Genomic DNA, 16,766 nt, shown 5'->3' with positions numbered 1-16,766 from the left:
TCACCGGGTGCGCTGGAACGCGCGCCGGAAGCGGCGCTCGACCCCCCACTGCGTGACGCGCAGCATCGCCTCGACGACCACCGACCGGCTCATCTTCGACACGCCGTGGACGCGGTCCCGGAAGCGGATCGGCACCTCGACGATGCGTCCGCCCAGGTCGTCGACGCGCAGCGTCATGTCGACCTGGAAGCAGTACCCCTTCGAGTCGACCGACTCGAGGTCCATCCGGTCCACGACGTCGGCGCGGTAGGCCCGGAACCCCGCGGTGACGTCGCGCACACCGAGTCCGAGCGCGATCCGGGCGTAGGTGTTCGCGCCGCGGCTGAGGACCTCGCGCCGGAGCGGCCAGTCGACCACGGAGCCGCCGGGGATCCACCGTGACCCGATGGCGAGCGCCACCGACTCGTCGTCCAGCAGGGCGTCGATCAGTGCCGGCAGGCGATCGGCGGGGTGCGATCCGTCGGCGTCCATCTCCACCAGGATCGGGTAGCCGCGCTCGAGGCCCCACCGGAACCCGGCGACGTACGCCGTCCCGAGACCGAGCTTGCCGCTGCGTTCGATCAGGTGGATGCGCTCGTCCTCCGCCGCCATCCCGCGGACGACACGGGCCGTGCCGTCGGGGCTGCCGTCGTCGACCACGAGCAGGTGCGCCGTGGGGACGGCCTGCAGGACCGCGGTCGCGGCGGCGCGGACGTTCTCGGCCTCGTCGTACGTCGGGACGACGACGAGGGCCGTGGGGGTCGCTCGGGTCACCGGTTCTGCAGGCGGCGCTTGATCTTGCCCGCGACGCTCCGCGGTCCCTCGGTGCGGAAGTAGTGCACTGCGCGGCCGACGTCGTGCCGGATGCCGTAGAGCTTCTTCCGGTCCGGCACGCGCACGCGCATCTGGTGCACCTCGACCGGGGCGGCCGTGTCGCGCACCGACTTGTCGGCGGCGCGCACGGGGTTCCGGCAGAACTCCACGAGCGGCGCGAGGACGTTCTCCCACGTGAACTGCTCGCGGACACGGTCGACGTTGCCGATGAACTCGGTCCGCGCCTTCTTGTCGTAGATCGCCGTCTCGAGTGCGGCGGCGAGACCGTCGACGTCCTGCTCGTGCACGGCCACGCCGAGCTTCTCCTCGGCGACGAGGTCACCGAACGAGTCGCCGGCGGTCGTCACGATGGGCAGACGCGCCCACAGGTAGTCGAGGATGCGGGTACGGAACGAGAACGTCGTCTCGAGGTGCTCGTAGTGCGTCGAGACGCCGGCGTCGGCCTCGAGCAGGTAGGCGCCGCGTTCCTCGTACGGGATCCACGCGTCGTTGAAGAACACGTGCTTCCCGGTGAGCCCGAGCGCCTCGGCCTCGGCGCGGACCTTCGCGACGATGTCCATCTCCGGGACGTCCGGGTTCGGGTGCTGCACGCCCATGAAGAAGAGCTTCACGGTCGGACGGCGCTCGGCGAGCTGTGCGATCGACCGCACGAGCGTGATCGGGTCGAACCAGTCGTAGATGCCGCCGCCCCAGACGACGAGCTTGTCGTTCTTGCCGATCCCCGGGACGACGCCCTTCACGCGCGGCTGGTCGTGCACCGGCGGCGTCGAGGACAGCCCGAACGGGACGACCCCGATGAGCGAGCGCAGGTCGGGGTCGCGCGAGTACGTACGGGCGTTGACACGCCCGGAGCCGGCGAGCTGGCCGAGCCAGAACATGCGCTGCCGCTCCGACGCGCAGATGAAGTAGTCGCCGAGCTCGAGCTGGTGGTTGAGCGTGTCCGAGGCGTCGAGGACCTGCCGGTTCCACTGGTCGACGTCGTCGCTGCGGCCCTGCTCGAGCTGCTCGAGGTGCAGCGGGTCGTACACGTCGACCACGAGGATCTTGCGCGTCGACTCGAGCACCGGGAACAGGCGGAGCGCGTGGCCCTGCACGATGATGACGTCGGCCCAGGCCTCGTGCTCGACCATCTGGCGCGGGTGGCGGTGCGGCACCGTGACGACCTCGTACGACGGGTCGATCGGCGACGACCGCGTCAGGCTGATCACGCGGACGTCGTGCTCGTTCGCGAGCTGCTTCGCCATCTGGGTGGCACGGATCGCCGGGCCGGCCATCTTCTCGCCGATGGAGTCGCCCGTGATGATGAGCACCCGGCGGCGGGTGCCGACCTCGAGCACCCCGAGCGAGTGCACGATCTTGTCGTAGCCCGCGAGGTAGTTCTCGATCGGGTACGCGGGCTCGTCGCGGTTGCCGAACAGTCGCAGGAGTTCACGGTCGCTCCGGACACGCGTCGCCTGGATCGCACGGCGGGACTCGGTCATCGACGGCAGCTGCTCGACGAACTGGTCGACGCCGTAGATGCCCGCCATGCTCGTCTTCGGGACGGGGATCGTCGGGACGCTGTCGTCGCCGGGGTTCCGCAGGTCGAGCTCGGTCGAGTCGAGTCCGCCACGCCCGATCGCGCGCCGGACGGCGAGCGCCAGGGACCCGGGCAGCGCCGCCGCGAGCTGCTCGTCGCCGAGGTTCTTGTAGAGCGTGAACAGGGCGTTGCGCTCGAGCAGGTAAGTCTCGCGGAAGTCGCCGAACTTGTTCATCGACGCGTGGTGCTTGTGGAACGCGACGGACTTCGGCTGGTACCGGAAGCGCCAGCCGAGGAGGTTGAGGCGCCACCCGAGGTCGACGTCCTCGTAGAACATGAAGTAGCGGTCGTCGAACCCGCCGAGCTGCTCGAAGAGCTCCGCGCGGATGAACATGGCAGCGCCGGTACCGAACAGGACGTCCGTCTCGGACTCCCAGCGGCCGGTGTCCGGGGACCCGGCGAAGGGCTTGTAGCCCATGCCGTACCAGGTCATCGCGGCCTCGGTGAAGTCGACGTCGACGCCTTCCCAGTCGAGGACCTTCGAGGCCACGGCACCGATGTCCGCGCCGGAGGCGAACGTCGCCATCGCCTCGCGCACCCAGCCGGCATCGGGGCGGGCGTCGTTGTTGAGGAAGGCGACGATCTCACCGGAGGACTTCTCGACACCGAGGTTGCAACCACCCGTGAAGCCGAGGTTGGCGCCGGCGTCGACGAGCGTGAAGTCGAGGTCCGAGGCCTTCAGCCGGCCGAGGTGCTCAGGACCGGAGCCGTTCTCGACGACGATGACCTCGAGCCGGTCCTGCGGCCAGTCCTGCTTGCGGAGCTCCGCGATGCTCGTCAGCGTGTCGTCCGTGCCCTTGTAGTTCACGAGGACGACGGACACGACTCCCGGCTTGCGCTCTGTCACGGCGAGTTCCTCCAGCGGCTGCCGCGGGTGCGGCGTGGGTCGGTGATCCGGCCGTCGGGGGTGCCCGCCAGCCGATGACACCCTACAAGGCGCAGCACGGCGCTCGGCTGGGATCGGGTCCGTTTCGGGCACAATGGCACTCGGCCGCCCACCCCGGCCGTCCGCCCCGGGACCGTCGATCGGTCCCGACGCCATCTCCCCCAGAGCCGGAGTCCCCGTGACGCAGCACCCGATCCCGACCTCCCCCGCATCGTCGCCCCTCGCCGAGGAGTACGCCGCCATCGCCCGCGGCGACCACGCGACGGGGCCCAGGGGCACGATCCGCTTCGCGGTGTCGACGGACGACCCGTCCGAGGGCAAGGGCGACCTCTTCGTCGCGCTCGGCCTCGCCCGTGCCCTCCGCGCCGAGGGCTGGGGCGTGGACGTGTGGCCGATCGCCCGGTGGGCCGAGGACGTGCCGGACGACACCGCCGTCCTCGTGAGCATGATCGAGTCCTTCGTCCCCGGCCTCGTGCCCGCCGCCACGGCGACCGTGGCATGGGTGCGCAACTGGACGGCGCAGTGGGCGTCCGTGCCGTACCTCGCCGAGTTCGACGCGGTGTGGGCGTCGTCGTCGATCGCCCGGGACGAGCTCGCCCGCGCGTTCGACGGCCCGGTCGAGGTCGTCCCGATCGGGGTGGACCTCGACCTGTTCACGACCGACGACACGAGCGGCGCGGCACCGGCGCGCAGCGACCGGACCGTGACGACCGTGAACTTCTGGGGAGCCCGCCGCCGCGTGCAGGACGTCCTGCTCGAGGTCTCGCCCGCGGACCCGATCGTGTGGTTCGCCGCGAACGTCGAGCACGTCGAGGCCTCACCCGGCGTCGAGCTCCGGCCCGCGGTCCCCTACTTCGCCCTGCCCGAGGTCTACCGCGCCGCCGCCTTCGTGGTGGACGACGTCATCGCGCCGGCCGCCGAGTTCGGCACCCTCAACTCCCGGCTGTACGAGTCGCTCGCCTGCGGCGCCCTCCCCGTGACCGACTGCGCGCTCGGTCTCGACGAACTCGGACTCGGCGACGTCCCGGTCTTCACGGACGTCGCATCGCTCGAGCGGGCCCTCGCGATGCCCACGGCCGATCGGGACGCCCTCGTCGAGCGCCTCCGCGCCGTCGTCGTCGCGCGGCACTCCTACGCGGCGCGCGCCGCGCAGGTCGGGCCGTCGCTCGACGCAGCCCGCGAACGGGCCTCCGTTCGGGCGGGCGCGCGTTCCCCGCTGCTCCGGTGGGCGGCCCTGCAGCGTGAGGAGCTCCGCGAGACGGCGCGCGAGCGCGACGTGCACCGTTCCGGCATCGAGGAGATCAACCGTCGGCTGATCGTCTCCGAGGGGGCCGTCGCCGTGCTCGACCGCGCCCGCCGGGACGCCGAGGCGGAGCGCGACGCCATCGCGCTGCGGTACGAAGCGCTCACCCGGTCGGCCGAGTACCGCGTGCTCGACCGGCTCGGCGGGGTCGCGCGCGTCCTCCGCCGGCGCCCCTGAGCACGGCCGCCGCGTCCGACGTGACCCCGTGACGGACGGGAGGCGCGGTGCCAGCCGGCACCGCGCCTCCCGTCCGTCGGACCGGGCCGTCTACGAGACCGTCACGGTCTTCGAGCCCCAGTTGCGGTAGGTGCCGCTCGGGAGGTCCTGGTACCAGACGGTGACGGTGTGCGTCCCCGCCTTGACCCCGGTGATCGTCCGCGAGAGTCCCACGTCCGATCCCCAGCCCGGGTGCACGCGCTCGACGTCCGCGCGGGTCGCGTTCGCGAGTCCCGTCCCGGCGCCGACACCGTCGATGTGGATCTTGTAGCGGACCGGGTCGAAGGTGTCCGGGTCGATCGCCCAGCCGCTCACCGCGACCGTGCCCTTCCCGCCCTTCGCCTGGTCGAACGAGCCGCCCACGGCACCGGTCTTGCCGGTGCTCGTCGCGGGTGACTTCGTCGGCGTCGGCGTCGGCGTCGCCGTCGCGGTCGGCTTGGTCGAAGTGCTCGCGGCGGTCACCGTGACGGTCTTCGAGCCCCAGCTGCGGTAGGTGCCGCTCGGGAGGTCCTGGTACCAGACGGTGACGGTGTGCTTGCCGGGCTTGACCCCGGTGATCGTGCGGACGAGCCCGACGTCGGCTCCCCACTTCGGGTAGACCCGCTGCACATCGGTCCGGTTCGCGTTGGCGGTGCCGGTACCGGCACCGACCCCGTCGATGTGGACCTTGTAGCGGACCGGGTCGTAGACGTCCGGGTCGATCGCCCAACCACGGACGTCGACGGTCCCGGCGCCGCCCGTCGCGGCGTCGAACTTGCCGTACACGGTCCCGCTGTCGCCGGTCGAGCCGGTCGTCTTCGCGGTCACGGTCGTGGACCGCTCGGACACCTTGACCCAGGCGGCGCCGGGCTTGTCCTGCGTCCACAACGAGACCGTGCGGGAGCCGGGCGCGACGTTCTGGATGGTCCGCGAGAACCCGACGGTCGAGCCGACGCCGGGGTACACCTTCGCCACGTCGTTCCGTGTGACGTCGGCAGCCGCCGAGATCGCGCCCACGCTGTCGACCTGCACCTTGTAGTGCGCCGGCTGCGCGTTGTCGGGGTCGATGGCCCAACCCGCGACCGCGATGGATCCCGCGCCGCCGGTCACCGTGTCGAGCTTGCCGATCGGCGGCGCGCTCTTGACGGTCACCGAGCTGCAGGCGAGCAGCGCGTTCGCTCCTCGGCCCTGGTTGATCGCGAACGCGCACACGGAGCGCGTCCCCACCGCGATGCCCGTCAGGCTCGCCGTGAAGCCGTGCGCCACGTTGCTCGCTCCGAGGGTCGCCGCGAGGTCGTTCCGGGTCTCGTCGGCCGTGACCGTGCGCTTGCCGACGCCGTCGACGTAGAAGGCGACGCGGAGCGGGTTCGTGGTGTCCGGATCCGCGGCCCACCCGCTGACGGTGACGGTCGTGCCCGATGCCTTGGCCGAGTCGAGGTGCCCGTACGGGGTCCCGTTGCCCGTCGGCGAGCCGAACCAGTCGGTGTACATCCGCCAGAAGTTCCGGTTGCCGTAGGCCGAGCAGCTGTCGCCCGTGCCGTACAGGTTCGACATGGCGGCGGCGTTCGGCGTGTACGGCGTGTAGATGTACAGCCCGGCGGTCGCCTGGTTCTGGATGTACACGGTCTTCCGACCGCAGGCGGCGTTCGGGTTGTAGAGGATCGAGTTGTTCCGCCCCGCCTGGTACGCCCACGAGGTCGGGGACGCCTGGTAGCGCTTGAACTGCAGCGCTGCCGCGTAGACCTGCTGGCCGAAGCCGTAGTACGCCGGGTCGCACGGCGCCGTGTCCGGGCAGGCGAAGCCCGTGGCGTGCAGGTACATGTAGCTCGTCGGGGCGTTCGTGGTCACGATGGCCTGCTCCTTCTGGAGGAGGACGAGCAACACCTTCTGGCTGATGCCGCACGCGGCACCGACCTGCGCGATGACCGTCGCCGCGGACTTGGTGCCACCGGCGATCGCGGAGCACCGGCCGGAGACCGCGGAGATCGCGCTCATGTTCTGCGTGAAGTTCTTCAGGCAGGCGGGCCCCCCGGACTGCTGCTTGCAGTTCGGCGCGACGCTGTTGAGGAACGACTGCACGGACGACGCGCTCATGGCGGAGCCGTTGTAGAAGTTCTGGTCGCTGATGATGTTGCCGGGGTCGAAGTTCCCGGCGACGGCGGTGGCCGAGGCCGACTCCGTCGTCGTCGCCTCGGACACGATCGTGCCGATGGTCAGGCCGCTCACGGCGATCGCCAGTGCGGCGACCATCCCGAGCGCCGAGCGCAGTGGGCGGCGTCGCCCGTCGCTGGTCGTGGAACGGAACATCACGGCACCTCCGCCGTCATCGGTTCGGACGTGGTCGACTTCGACCCGACCGTGTACTTGAGGGTGATCGACCAGGTCCCGGTGGACACCTGGCTCGAGGGGAAGGACACCTGTGCGCAGTTCACGGACGACGCGCTCGCCTGGGCAGCGCTGGTGAGGGTGCGGGTGACACCGCTCTTCGTCGCGGCGAACGTGCAGGTGCCGGACGTGTCCGTCGTTCCGGACACGAGCCCTCCGGCCTGGAGGGTCTTGCTGCCGGCGTCCCAACCGGCGAACGTGACGACGGCGGTGGCCGGGAAGTCCGAGGGGTCGGTGTCCGGCTGGGACGTCTGACCGCTGCCGGGGAACGCCGTGGGGACGTCGTCGGAGCCGTCGTCGTCGCCGCCCGTGGACGGGGTGGACGAGCCGCCGGTCTCGACCGCCGTGGGGGTCGGTGACGCGGAGGCGGTCGCAGTCGACGTGGGAGAGGGGGTGGGGTCGTCTCCCCCGGCGGAACAACCCGCCGCGAGGAGACTGAGAGCACCGACCACCGCGAGCGCAGCGATCGGCCGTGGAGCAAGCTGCATGCTGACGGGCCGTCCTGTGGATGTTGACAAGGGTCCGGGTTGCGTCAACGGTAACCCGAAAGTGAAGGTTGAGGGTTGCCATCGCGCACATTGACCCTCGCACGGGGGCGAACGACAGCTGTCGTTCGGCGCACGGCGGACACCCGCTCCTCCTCGGTGCGGTGAGTATGCTGTTCCGGTCCTGCCCCCACGAACGAAGAGACGAATGGTCGATCAAGCCCGCATGGCGGCGCTCGCGAAGGAGCCCCTCGTCGTGGTCGGCGCTCCGACGAGCGCGATCCGAGGAACCTGGCGCGAGCTCCGTGACGTCTTCCGGCAGCGCGAGATGCTCGGGATGCTCATCCGACGCGACCTCAAGGCGCGGTACAAGGACTCGGCGCTCGGGTTCGTCTGGACGCTGGTGCGTCCGCTGACCCAGCTGCTCATCTACTACTTCGTGATGGGCAAGGTGCTCGGCGCGGCCAAGGGCATCGACAACTTCGCGATCTACGTCTTCACCGGGCTGGCCGCGTACACGCTGTTCAGCGAGATCGTGGCCGGCTCGACCAGCTCGATCGTCGGCAACTCGGGTCTGATCAAGAAGGTCTACGTCCCGCGCGAGGTCTTCCCACTCGCCAGCGTCGGCGCCGCGCTGGTGAACTTCGCGATCCAGTTCGTCATCCTGCTCGCCGCCACGGTCGTGATCGGGGTGTTCCCGCTCCACGCCGGGCTCGTGTACCTGATCCCGTCGCTCCTCGTCATCCTCGTGTACGGCGCTGCGATCGGCCTCGTACTCGCCGCGCTGAACGTCTACCTGCGCGACGTGCAGTTCGTCATCGACGTCGGGCTGATGGTCCTGCTCTGGGCCTCACCGATCGTGTACTCGTACTCGATGGTGATCGCGCGACTCAAGGTCGAGTGGCTCCTGGCCGTCTACACGAACAACCCCTTGACGCTCGCCGTGCTCGGGATGCAGAACGCGATCTGGATCCACGACCCGACGAAGGTGGTCTACCCGGACCACCTCATGCTGCGACTCGGCATCGCCTTCGTGATCGGGCTCTTCTGCCTCCTCGGGGCGCAGCGGATCTTCTCCCGCCTGCAGGGCAACTTCGCGCAGGAGCTCTAGACCATGGCCATCAGCACCCCCGTCGCCCCGTCGACCGCAGGCGCCACGAGCGAGCGCCCCGACGTCATCGTCATCGACCACGTCCGGAAGCGGTTCGTCGTCCGCAAGGACAACACCATCCGCGAGCGGATCGTCACCCTCGGCCGCGCGGGCCGCAAGCACCGGCAGGACTTCTGGGCGCTCGACGACGTCTCCGTCACCATCCAGGCGGGCACCACCGTCGGGCTCATCGGACAGAACGGCTCCGGCAAGTCCACGCTGCTCAAGGCGATCGGAGGGATCATCCAGCCGACCTCCGGCACGGTGGCCCGTCGCGGGCGTCTGGCCGCCCTGCTCGAGCTCGGCGCCGGCTTCCACCCGGACCTGTCCGGCCGCGAGAACGTCTTCCTCAACGCGAGCCTGCTCGGTCTCAGCCGCAAGGAGACCGAGGAGCGCTTCGACGACATCCTCGCGTTCTCCGGCATCGGCGACTTCATCGACACCCAGGTGAAGTTCTACTCGTCGGGCATGTACGTGCGGCTCGCCTTCGCGGTCGCCGTGCACACCGACCCCGACGTCCTGCTCGTCGACGAGGTCTTGGCGGTCGGCGACGAGGCGTTCCAGCGCAAGTGCCTCGACCGCATCCGCTCGTTCCAGGAGCAGGGCAAGACGATCATCATCGTCACGCACTCCCTGAGCCAGGTGCAGGAGATGTGCGACCGCGTCGTGCTCCTCAACAAGGGCAAGGTCCTGCACGACGGCGACGCGGTCCAGGCGGTCAGCAAGTTCCGCGACGTGCTCGAGGAGCGCCGCTCCGGCGAACTCAGCGCGGACGTGGCGGTCGGCCGTGGCACGGTCCTCGGCGCCACCGTGCACCCCGACGGCAAGCAGCACCGCGACCCCGTCGTGCCGGGCGACGACCTGATCGTGGACATGGAGTTCGAGCACCTCGACGGCGTCGCCGACTGGGAGGCCGCGGTGCAGATCAACAACACCGCCGGGCAGGTCGTCTACGGCACGACGACGGGGATCATGGGCATCGCCCTCAAGCCGCTGCACGGGAAGCGCAAGCTCCGGCTCCGCATCACGGACACGAACTTCGGCACCGGCAAGTACTTCATCAACGTCTCGATGATGGACTCGGCAGGACGCCACCTGCACGACCTGCCCGAGTGCGACTCGTTCGAGGTCCCGTCGTTCGGCGACGCGGTCGGCACCGTCTACGCCAAGCCCTCCATCGAGGAGCTCGACTGACGCCCACCGACGGCGCGTCCCGGACCGCGGTCGTCGTCGTCAACTGGAACCGTGCCGACCTGACCGCGCGTGCGGCACGCGCCGTCCTCGACGACGGCGCGGCCGACCAGGTCATCGTGGTCGACAACGGCTCCTCGGACGACTCCGTCGCCGTGCTCCGGCGGGACCTGCCGGACGCGACGGTCCTCGCCCGTGCCACGAACGGCGGCTTCGCGGCCGGTGCCAACACGGGCATCCGGCACGCGGACGCCGACGTGGTGGTGCTGCTCAACAACGACGCGGAACCCGCTCCGGGGTTCGTCGCGGCCCTCCGCGACCGGCTGGACGCCGCCCCGGCCGACGTCGCGGCCGTGACGGGCCGCATCGTGCTCGCCGGACGCTGGTCGCGCCTCCCGTCCGCCGCCGCGGCGCCCGACGGACGCGTGCTGCGTGACCACGACGGCCACCTGTGGGTGCCGTCGCCGGACGGGGAGGTCCGCCTCAACTCGACGGGCGTCCGGGTCGACCGCGACGGCAACGGCATGGACCGCGACTGGTTCGCGCCCGCCGACCGGGTCGCCGACACCGCCGTCTTCGGCTTCTCCGGCGGCGCCTCGGCACTCCGTCGCGCCGCCCTCGACGACGTCGGACTCCTCGACGAGTCGCTCTTCATGTACTACGAGGACACCGAGCTCGCCTGGCGCCTGCGCCGACGCGGCTGGCGCGTCGAGTACGTCGCCGACGCGGTCGTCGAACACGACCACTCCGCCTCCTCCGGCGTGCAGAGCGACCTCTTCGTGTTCCGCAACGCCCGGAACCGCCTCGTCGTCGCGCTCTGGCACGCCCCCTGGGCGACCGTCGGGCGCGCCGGCGTACGGACCCTCGCACGCGGCGTCCGCGGGCTGGCCTCCGGTGCCACCAGACGGGAGGCGCGGCTCGTCCTGGCAGCGCTGGCCGACGTCACGGGGCACCTCCCCGCGCACCTCGCGCGCCGGCTCCGCGAGACGCGGGTGGCGTCCGTCCCACGGAGCGCCGTGGACCCGAGCGCATGAGCGGAGCGGACTATCCTGGACACTCCCCCGTCGACGGTCCCGGCCGCGGCGCTCCCATCCGGAAGGACCCACGCGTGCCGCAGATCACCGTCCTCATCGACGGGACCGCGGTACCGCGCAACCTCGGCGGCGTCGGACGCTACGTCGAGGGGGTCGCGTCGCACCTGACGGACCCGGACCTCGACGTCCACCTCGTCGTGCGACCGGTCCACGCGGACCACTTCGCTTCGGTCGCACCCCACGTCACCGTGCACAGCGCCCCGACGTGGACCGATTCGGTGCCCCTGCGGTTCCTCTGGGAGCAGACGGGGTTGCCGGCACTCGGTCGTCGACTCGGTGCGACCGTGCTGCACTCGCCGCACTACACGTTCCCGTTCGCCTGGCGCCGGGGCTCGGTCGTGACCCTGCACGACGCGACGTTCTTCTCCAACCCGGAGTGGCACTCGCGACTGAAGCGCACGTTCTTCACCTGGTGGAGCCGTCGCTCGCTCCGCAGCCGGCCGGTCGTCATCGTCCCGAGCGCCGCCACCGCGACCGAGGCCGCCCGCGTCGTCTCCGGCATCCGCGCGGATGTGCGGGTCGCGCCGCTCGGGGTCGATCGGGCGCGCTTCCACGAGCCCACCGTCGCCGAGGTCGAGGACGCCCGCATCGCCGCCGGTCTGCCCGACCACGCCTCGTGGATCGCGTTCCTCGGCACCATCGAGCCGCGCAAGAACGTCACCGCCCTGCTCGACGCGTACGCCGCGGTCCGGGACGCGCGGGACGCCACCGGCTCCCCGACGCCGTGGCTCGTGCTCTCCGGTGCCCGCGGCTGGGACGACTCCGCCATCGAGCGGCTCGACGCGCTGCAGGATGCCGACCGCGTCGTCGAGGCCGGGTACCTCCCGGTCGAGGACCTCGCCGGGTTCCTCGGCGGTGCGGCGTTCGTCGTCTACCCGTCGCTCGGCGAGGGCTTCGGCCTGCCGGTGGTCGAGGCCATGGCGACCGGCGCGTGCGTCCTCACCACCCGGCGGTTGTCGCTGCCCGAGGTCGGGGGCGACGCCGCGGTCTACACCGAACCGTCCTCCGTCGACCTGGCCGCCTCGATCGCGCGGCTCCTCGACGACCCGGCACTCGTCGCGTCGCACCGGTCAGCCGCGCTCCGTCGCGCCGACGACTTCACCTGGGACGCCACCGCTGCCGTGCACGTCGACGCCTACGAGGCCGTGGCAGGGGGCGGACGATGACCCGCGTCGCCGTGCTGACGGTCACGTACAACACGGGTGAGACGATCCGTCCCTTCCTCGCGAGCATCGCTGCCGCGTCGACGTCGCCGGTCGCGGTCGTCATCGCGGACAACGGCTCCGCCGACCTCGACGCGCTCCGGGCGATCGGCGAGTCCTACGGCGCCGTCGTGGTGTCCTCCGGCGGGAACCGCGGCTACGGCGGTGGCATCGACGCGGCACTCGGCGCGCTCGACGACGTGCTGCCCGACGTCCGTCCGGAGTTCCTGCTCGTCACGAACCCCGACGTCGTCCTCGAGCCGGGGTCCATCGACGAGCTCGTCGCCGCGGCCGACCGACTGCCGGACGGCGGGTCGTTCGGCCCGCGGATCCTCGACGAGCAGGGCGAGACCTACCCCTCCGCCCGCCGGCTGCCCTCGCTCCGCACCGGCCTCGGCCACGCCGCCTTCTCGCGCTTCTGGCCCGCGAACCCGTGGAGCCAGCGGTACTGGTCGACGACGCAGGTCGTCGAGCGCGAGGCCGGTTGGTTGTCCGGCGCGTGCTTCCTCATCCGCACGGACCTGTTCCGGCAGCTCGGCGGCTTCGACGAGTCGTACTTCATGTACTTCGAGGACGTCGACCTCGGGCAGCGCGTCGGGTTGGCCGGCCGGGCGAACGTGTACGTGCCGACCGCGGTCGTGACGCACACCGGAGCGCACTCGACGTCGTCGAACCGGCGACGCATGGAGATCGAGCACCACCGGAGCGCCTACCGGTTCCTCTCACGGAAGTACCGGGCGTGGTGGCTGTGGCCGCTCAGGCTCGTCTTGCGCATCGGCCTCGCGGTCCGCGCCCGCTGGGTGACGCGCAAGTAGCGCCCGCCGTCCCGCCCGTCCCGTCCCGTGCTGTCCCGTCCCGTCCCGTCCCGCTAAACACCGGTGTTCGTCGATCACACCGCGGAATGCGGGTGTCCGACGCACGAACACCGGTGTTTTGCGCCTGCGTCAGGGGCGGAGGCGGGCGCGCTCGGTGCGGGCGGCGTCGAGCAGCACCGCCGCGCGGGCGTCGAAGGAGTGCTCGGCGGCGATGTGCGCGGCGACCGCGGCACGCTCGACCGGGGACGGCCACGGGTGCGCCGGGTCGAGGAGCGCGGCGAGGTCGTCCCGCGACCGCGCCACCGCGAGCGTCGGCACGTCGAGCACCTCGGCGAGCCCGGCGACCGGATCGGTCACCACGACACCGCCGGACGCCAGCACGTCGAACACCCGGTTCGAGACGAAGCCGCCCGCTGCCATGTCCGGCCAGTGGTCGTTCAGGACGACCCGGGCGGAGGCGTAGGAGCGCGCGACCTCCTCGCGGGACAACGACGGCTCCCCCAGGGAGGCCGGCGGCACGAGGTCCGCCCAACCCGGGCCGTGCACGCGCAGGTCGGCGCCGAGCGAAGCCGCGTCGGACACCACCGGGCGCGCGGCTCCCCGGGTCGACCCGACGAACACGACGTGCCCGGCATCGGGACTCGTCGTGTCCCGCAGACCGGGGCGGAACACCGCAGGGTCGGTCGCCTGGAGGAGCGTGCGGACCGGGACGCCCGAGCGCTCGGTGGCCGCGGCGGCCCAGGCCGGACCGGCGGCGAAGGCGGCGTCGAACGAACGGAGTTCGGTGTCGGCGACGTCGTCGGGATGGCTGATGACCCAGAGGAGGTTCACCGAGGCCGGGTTCGGCGGCACCCGGTCGAGGCCGCGGACCACGAGCGTCACGTCGTCGGTGCCGTCGTCCTCGCGGACGTGGGCGTCCCGGCGGTCGACGCGCACCCGCTGTCCGAGACGCTCGAGTGCCCGCGCGAGCTCGGCGGCGAAGTGCACGTCGCCCCACCCGTCGCCGTCGACCCCGGCGGGCGCGGCGATCTTGATCGACCAGGTCAGCTGCGCACCGGTCGACCCGGATCGGGATCGGGACCGGGGCGGGAACGCCGGCGCGACGGCGCGGGCTCCCCAGGGCGGCAGCGGCGGTCCGGCGACGAGCACCGGGTCGCCCTCCGGTGCCCGGTCCCGCCAGGCCGTGAACGCGTCGACGGTCTCCTGGTCGACGGTCCGCCCTGCCTCGACGCCGCGTTCCAACGCCCAGACGACGGCCACGTCGCCGCCGGTGCGGTCGGCCACGGCGCGGGTCCAGGCGGTCAGGGTCGTGCGTTCGTCGGGCAGGCACGGGGCGGGCACCAGTGCACGCCCCGGCATCGCGAGCGCGGGCTGGTCGCCGGCGAACACGGTGGGAGGTGCCACCGGGTCGAACCGTCGGCGCGCGTCGTCGATCGCAGCGGAGACGTCCGTGGTGTCCGGCCGCGGATCGTCGCCCGCGCCGTCGCCCGCGCCGTCGTCCGAGCGGTCGTCCGTCCACGGGAGGGCCCCCGGCCGCAGGAGCCGAGCGCCTCGGCGGTGGGAGCCGTCGGACATGACGATCCGGGCCTGGGCGACACCGTGGGCGCCGGCCTCCGCGAGCACCTGGAGGTCCTGGTCGGTCACACCCACCGTCGAGTCGACGACGACGACGACCTTCCGGACGCCGGCTGCGAGCCCGGCGTTGATCGCCGAGCCGATGCCGTCGACCGGGTCGCGCCGGACCCACGGCACGCCGCGAGGCAGCGACCCGAGCGGTGAGGCGTCCGCCCGGTAGCCGACGGCACGGACGTCGACCTCCGGACCGAAGGCGAGCCGGGCGGCCGCGACCATCGGCGGCAGGCGGTCGTGCCGGTCCGACCGGCTCACGAGCAGCACGGTGACGCCGTCCGCACGGACCGGGAGGTCGCCGTCCCAGCCGGCCACCCGGACGACGGACGCCGCCGTCGCGGACGCGGGCCGCGCCTCCTGGACCGAATCCGGTAGGGAGGACGTCGCGTCGCGACGGCGGCTGGGCCCCCACCGGTCGAGCCAGGGGGGACGAAAGAGCGCCACGTCGGCGATCAGGCGGAGAGGAGCCGCTGCAGGTAGACGCCGTAGCCGCCCTTGACGAGCGGCTCGGCGAGCTCGGCGAGCTGCGCGTCGTCGATCCAGCCGTTGCGCCAGGCGACCTCCTCGATGCAGCCGATCTTGAAGCCCTGGCGGTCCTCGATGACCTTGACGTACTCCGACGCCTGCATCATCGACTCGAACGTGCCGGTGTCGAGCCAGGCGGTCCCGCGGTCGAGGACCTGGACCCCGAGCTCCCCGGCGTCGAGGTAGCGCTCGTTGACGGTCGAGATCTCGAGCTCCCCGCGGGCGCTCGGCTCGATCGTCTTCGCGATCTCGATGACCTTGTTGTCGTAGAAGTACAGGCCGGGGACGGCGTAGTTGGACTTCGGCTCGGCCGGCTTCTCCTCGATGGAGACCGCGGTGAAGGTGTCGTCGAACTCCACGACGCCGTACGCCTTCGGGTCGGCCACGTGGTACGCGAAGATCGTCGCGCCCTCGACCTCGGTGTTCTTGCGGAGGTTCGTGCCGAGGCCGGTGCCGTGGAAGATGTTGTCGCCGAGCACGAGCGCGACGCTGTCGTCGCCGATGAACTCCTCACCGATGACGAACGCCTGGGCGAGGCCGTCCGGGCTGGGCTGCACGGCGTACTGGATGTCCATGCCGAGCGAGGAGCCATCGCCGAGGAGCGCACGGAACTGGTCGTTGTACTCCGGGGTCGTGATGACGAGGACCTCGCGGATGCCCGCCATCATCAGCGTCGACAGCGGGTAGTAGACCATCGGCTTGTCGTAGATCGGCATGAGCTGCTTGCTGATGCCCTTGGTGATGGGCCAGAGGCGCGTGCCGGAACCGCCGGCGAGGATGATGCCCTTCATCGGGTCTCCTTGTCAGTTCTTGGTACGGAGGGACTCGGTGTACGCGACGCACTCCTCGTACGTCGGCAGGAGTCCGGCGGCGGCGGCTTCATCGAGGGTGGGAGCCGCGGTGTCCTTCTCGGAGAGCACCGGCTCGCCGATGCCCTCGGGCAGGGTCAGGCCGACGGTCGGGTCGAGGATCGTGATCCCCTTCTCGCGTTCCGGGTTGTAGTGCGCGCTGACCAGGTAGTTCACGGTCGACTGGTCCTCGAGCGCGACGATCGCGTGCCCGAGCCCCTCGGAGAGGTAGACGGCCTTGCGGTCGACGTCGTCGATGCGGACCGAGTCCCACTGACCGAAAGTCGGGGACCCGACGCGGATGTCGACGATGTAGTCGATGAACGCGCCGCGCACCGCGGTCACGTACTTCGCCTGGCTGGGGGCCACCAGGGCGTAGTGGATGCCCCGCGCGACGCCGGCCGACGAGATCGACATGTTCACCTGACGGAGGTCCAGCGCGTGGCCGACGGTCTCCTCGAGGACGTCGGCCCGGTACGCCTCGAGGAATGCTCCTCGTGCGTCGCCGTGCTGGACGGGCGTGAACTCCCACGCGCCGGGGATCTTCAGTTCGCGGATCTGCACCGGGGAAGCCTAGCAAGCCGGCCGTGCGTCTTTCGCATAGGCTGTCCTGGTTCTGTGCCTTGCGCCCTGCGCGCTGCGACCTCCCGAAACGAGACCAAGCGA

Annotated in this window: 13 protein-coding genes; 6 read left to right on the top strand and 7 right to left on the bottom strand. The window is 71.4% G+C overall.

Annotated features, from left to right (window positions below):
• Window positions 1–753 carry a polyprenol monophosphomannose synthase gene (locus HP507_RS09040; protein WP_175351457.1) on the bottom strand — a complete coding sequence of 251 codons (753 nt, stop codon included), beginning with the start codon at window positions 751–753 and terminating at the stop codon, window positions 1–3.
• On the bottom strand, window positions 750–3,239 hold the full coding sequence (locus HP507_RS09035; RefSeq protein WP_175351456.1) for a glycosyltransferase: 2,490 nt from the start codon (window positions 3,237–3,239) through the stop codon (window positions 750–752). The genes HP507_RS09040 and HP507_RS09035 overlap by 4 nt, the downstream gene beginning before the upstream one ends.
• Before the next feature lie 217 nt (window positions 3,240–3,456).
• Between HP507_RS09035 and HP507_RS09030 the strand changes: the two genes are divergently transcribed.
• The gene (locus HP507_RS09030; protein WP_175351455.1) at window positions 3,457–4,758 is read left to right on the top strand and encodes a glycosyltransferase family protein; all 1,302 of its coding nucleotides are present in this window, start codon (window positions 3,457–3,459) and stop codon (window positions 4,756–4,758) included.
• A gap of 90 nt (window positions 4,759–4,848) precedes the next feature.
• Here the strand turns inward: HP507_RS09030 and HP507_RS09025 are convergent, their stop codons facing one another.
• Both HP507_RS09025 and HP507_RS09020 read right to left on the bottom strand, forming a co-directional pair.
• Window positions 4,849–7,083 carry a hypothetical protein gene (locus HP507_RS09025; RefSeq protein WP_175351454.1) on the bottom strand — a complete coding sequence of 745 codons (2,235 nt, stop codon included), beginning with the start codon at window positions 7,081–7,083 and terminating at the stop codon, window positions 4,849–4,851.
• Complete coding sequence (locus HP507_RS09020) at window positions 7,083–7,649, bottom strand: hypothetical protein (protein ID WP_175351453.1); 567 nt, start codon at window positions 7,647–7,649, stop codon at window positions 7,083–7,085. Before HP507_RS09020 ends, HP507_RS09025 begins: the two co-directional genes overlap by 1 nt.
• Window positions 7,650–7,854: 205 nt before the next feature.
• Between HP507_RS09020 and HP507_RS09015 the strand changes: the two genes are divergently transcribed.
• From HP507_RS09015 to HP507_RS08995, 5 genes are all read left to right on the top strand, one after another.
• On the top strand, window positions 7,855–8,757 hold the full coding sequence (locus tag HP507_RS09015) for an ABC transporter permease (RefSeq protein WP_175351452.1): 903 nt from the start codon (window positions 7,855–7,857) through the stop codon (window positions 8,755–8,757).
• 3 nt (window positions 8,758–8,760) lie between these two features.
• Complete coding sequence (locus tag HP507_RS09010; protein WP_175351451.1) at window positions 8,761–9,990, top strand: ABC transporter ATP-binding protein; 1,230 nt, start codon at window positions 8,761–8,763, stop codon at window positions 9,988–9,990.
• Window positions 9,909–11,021: a glycosyltransferase family 2 protein gene (locus tag HP507_RS09005; protein WP_175351450.1), complete on the top strand. Its 1,113-nt coding sequence runs from the start codon at window positions 9,909–9,911 to the stop codon at window positions 11,019–11,021. The genes HP507_RS09010 and HP507_RS09005 overlap by 82 nt, the downstream gene beginning before the upstream one ends.
• A gap of 74 nt (window positions 11,022–11,095) precedes the next feature.
• Window positions 11,096–12,247 (top strand): glycosyltransferase family 4 protein, encoded by a 1,152-nt coding sequence (locus tag HP507_RS09000; protein WP_217508634.1) that lies wholly within the window; start codon window positions 11,096–11,098, stop codon window positions 12,245–12,247.
• The gene (locus tag HP507_RS08995; protein ID WP_175351448.1) at window positions 12,244–13,098 is read left to right on the top strand and encodes a glycosyltransferase family 2 protein; all 855 of its coding nucleotides are present in this window, start codon (window positions 12,244–12,246) and stop codon (window positions 13,096–13,098) included. Before HP507_RS09000 ends, HP507_RS08995 begins: the two co-directional genes overlap by 4 nt.
• Window positions 13,099–13,227: 129 nt before the next feature.
• On the opposite strand, the gene HP507_RS08990 is transcribed toward HP507_RS08995, so the two are convergent.
• From HP507_RS08990 to HP507_RS08980, 3 genes are all read right to left on the bottom strand, one after another.
• Window positions 13,228–15,042: a glycosyltransferase family protein gene (locus HP507_RS08990; RefSeq protein WP_175351447.1), complete on the bottom strand. Its 1,815-nt coding sequence runs from the start codon at window positions 15,040–15,042 to the stop codon at window positions 13,228–13,230.
• A gap of 137 nt (window positions 15,043–15,179) precedes the next feature.
• Window positions 15,180–16,043 carry a glucose-1-phosphate thymidylyltransferase RfbA gene (gene rfbA, locus HP507_RS08985; protein WP_175351446.1) on the bottom strand — a complete coding sequence of 288 codons (864 nt, stop codon included), beginning with the start codon at window positions 16,041–16,043 and terminating at the stop codon, window positions 15,180–15,182.
• A 12-nt stretch (window positions 16,044–16,055) separates the two neighbouring features.
• On the bottom strand, window positions 16,056–16,664 hold the full coding sequence (locus tag HP507_RS08980) for a dTDP-4-dehydrorhamnose 3,5-epimerase family protein (protein WP_175351445.1): 609 nt from the start codon (window positions 16,662–16,664) through the stop codon (window positions 16,056–16,058).
• Window positions 16,665–16,766: the final 102 nt, after the last annotated feature.

It is taken from the genome of Curtobacterium pusillum, assembly GCF_013359865.1.
In the GTDB taxonomy this organism is placed as follows: domain Bacteria; phylum Actinomycetota; class Actinomycetes; order Actinomycetales; family Microbacteriaceae; genus Curtobacterium; species Curtobacterium pusillum.
Note: the sequence above shows the minus strand (reverse complement) of the source record. Positions and strands in the feature narration are given on the sequence as shown.

Bases quoted from the DNA above. Each gene is read 5' to 3' on its own strand.
- HP507_RS09025 (WP_175351454.1), bottom strand. From the start codon at position 7,083: ATGTTCCGTTCCACGACCAGCGACGGGCGACGCCGCCCACTGCGCTCG.
- HP507_RS09020 (WP_175351453.1), bottom strand. From the start codon at position 7,649: ATGCAGCTTGCTCCACGGCCGATCGCTGCGCTCGCGGTGGTCGGTGCT.
- HP507_RS09015 (WP_175351452.1), top strand. From the start codon at position 7,855: ATGGTCGATCAAGCCCGCATGGCGGCGCTCGCGAAGGAGCCCCTCGTC.
- HP507_RS09010 (WP_175351451.1), top strand. From the start codon at position 8,761: ATGGCCATCAGCACCCCCGTCGCCCCGTCGACCGCAGGCGCCACGAGC.
- HP507_RS08995 (WP_175351448.1), top strand. From the start codon at position 12,244: ATGACCCGCGTCGCCGTGCTGACGGTCACGTACAACACGGGTGAGACG.
- rfbA (WP_175351446.1), bottom strand. From the start codon at position 16,043: ATGAAGGGCATCATCCTCGCCGGCGGTTCCGGCACGCGCCTCTGGCCC.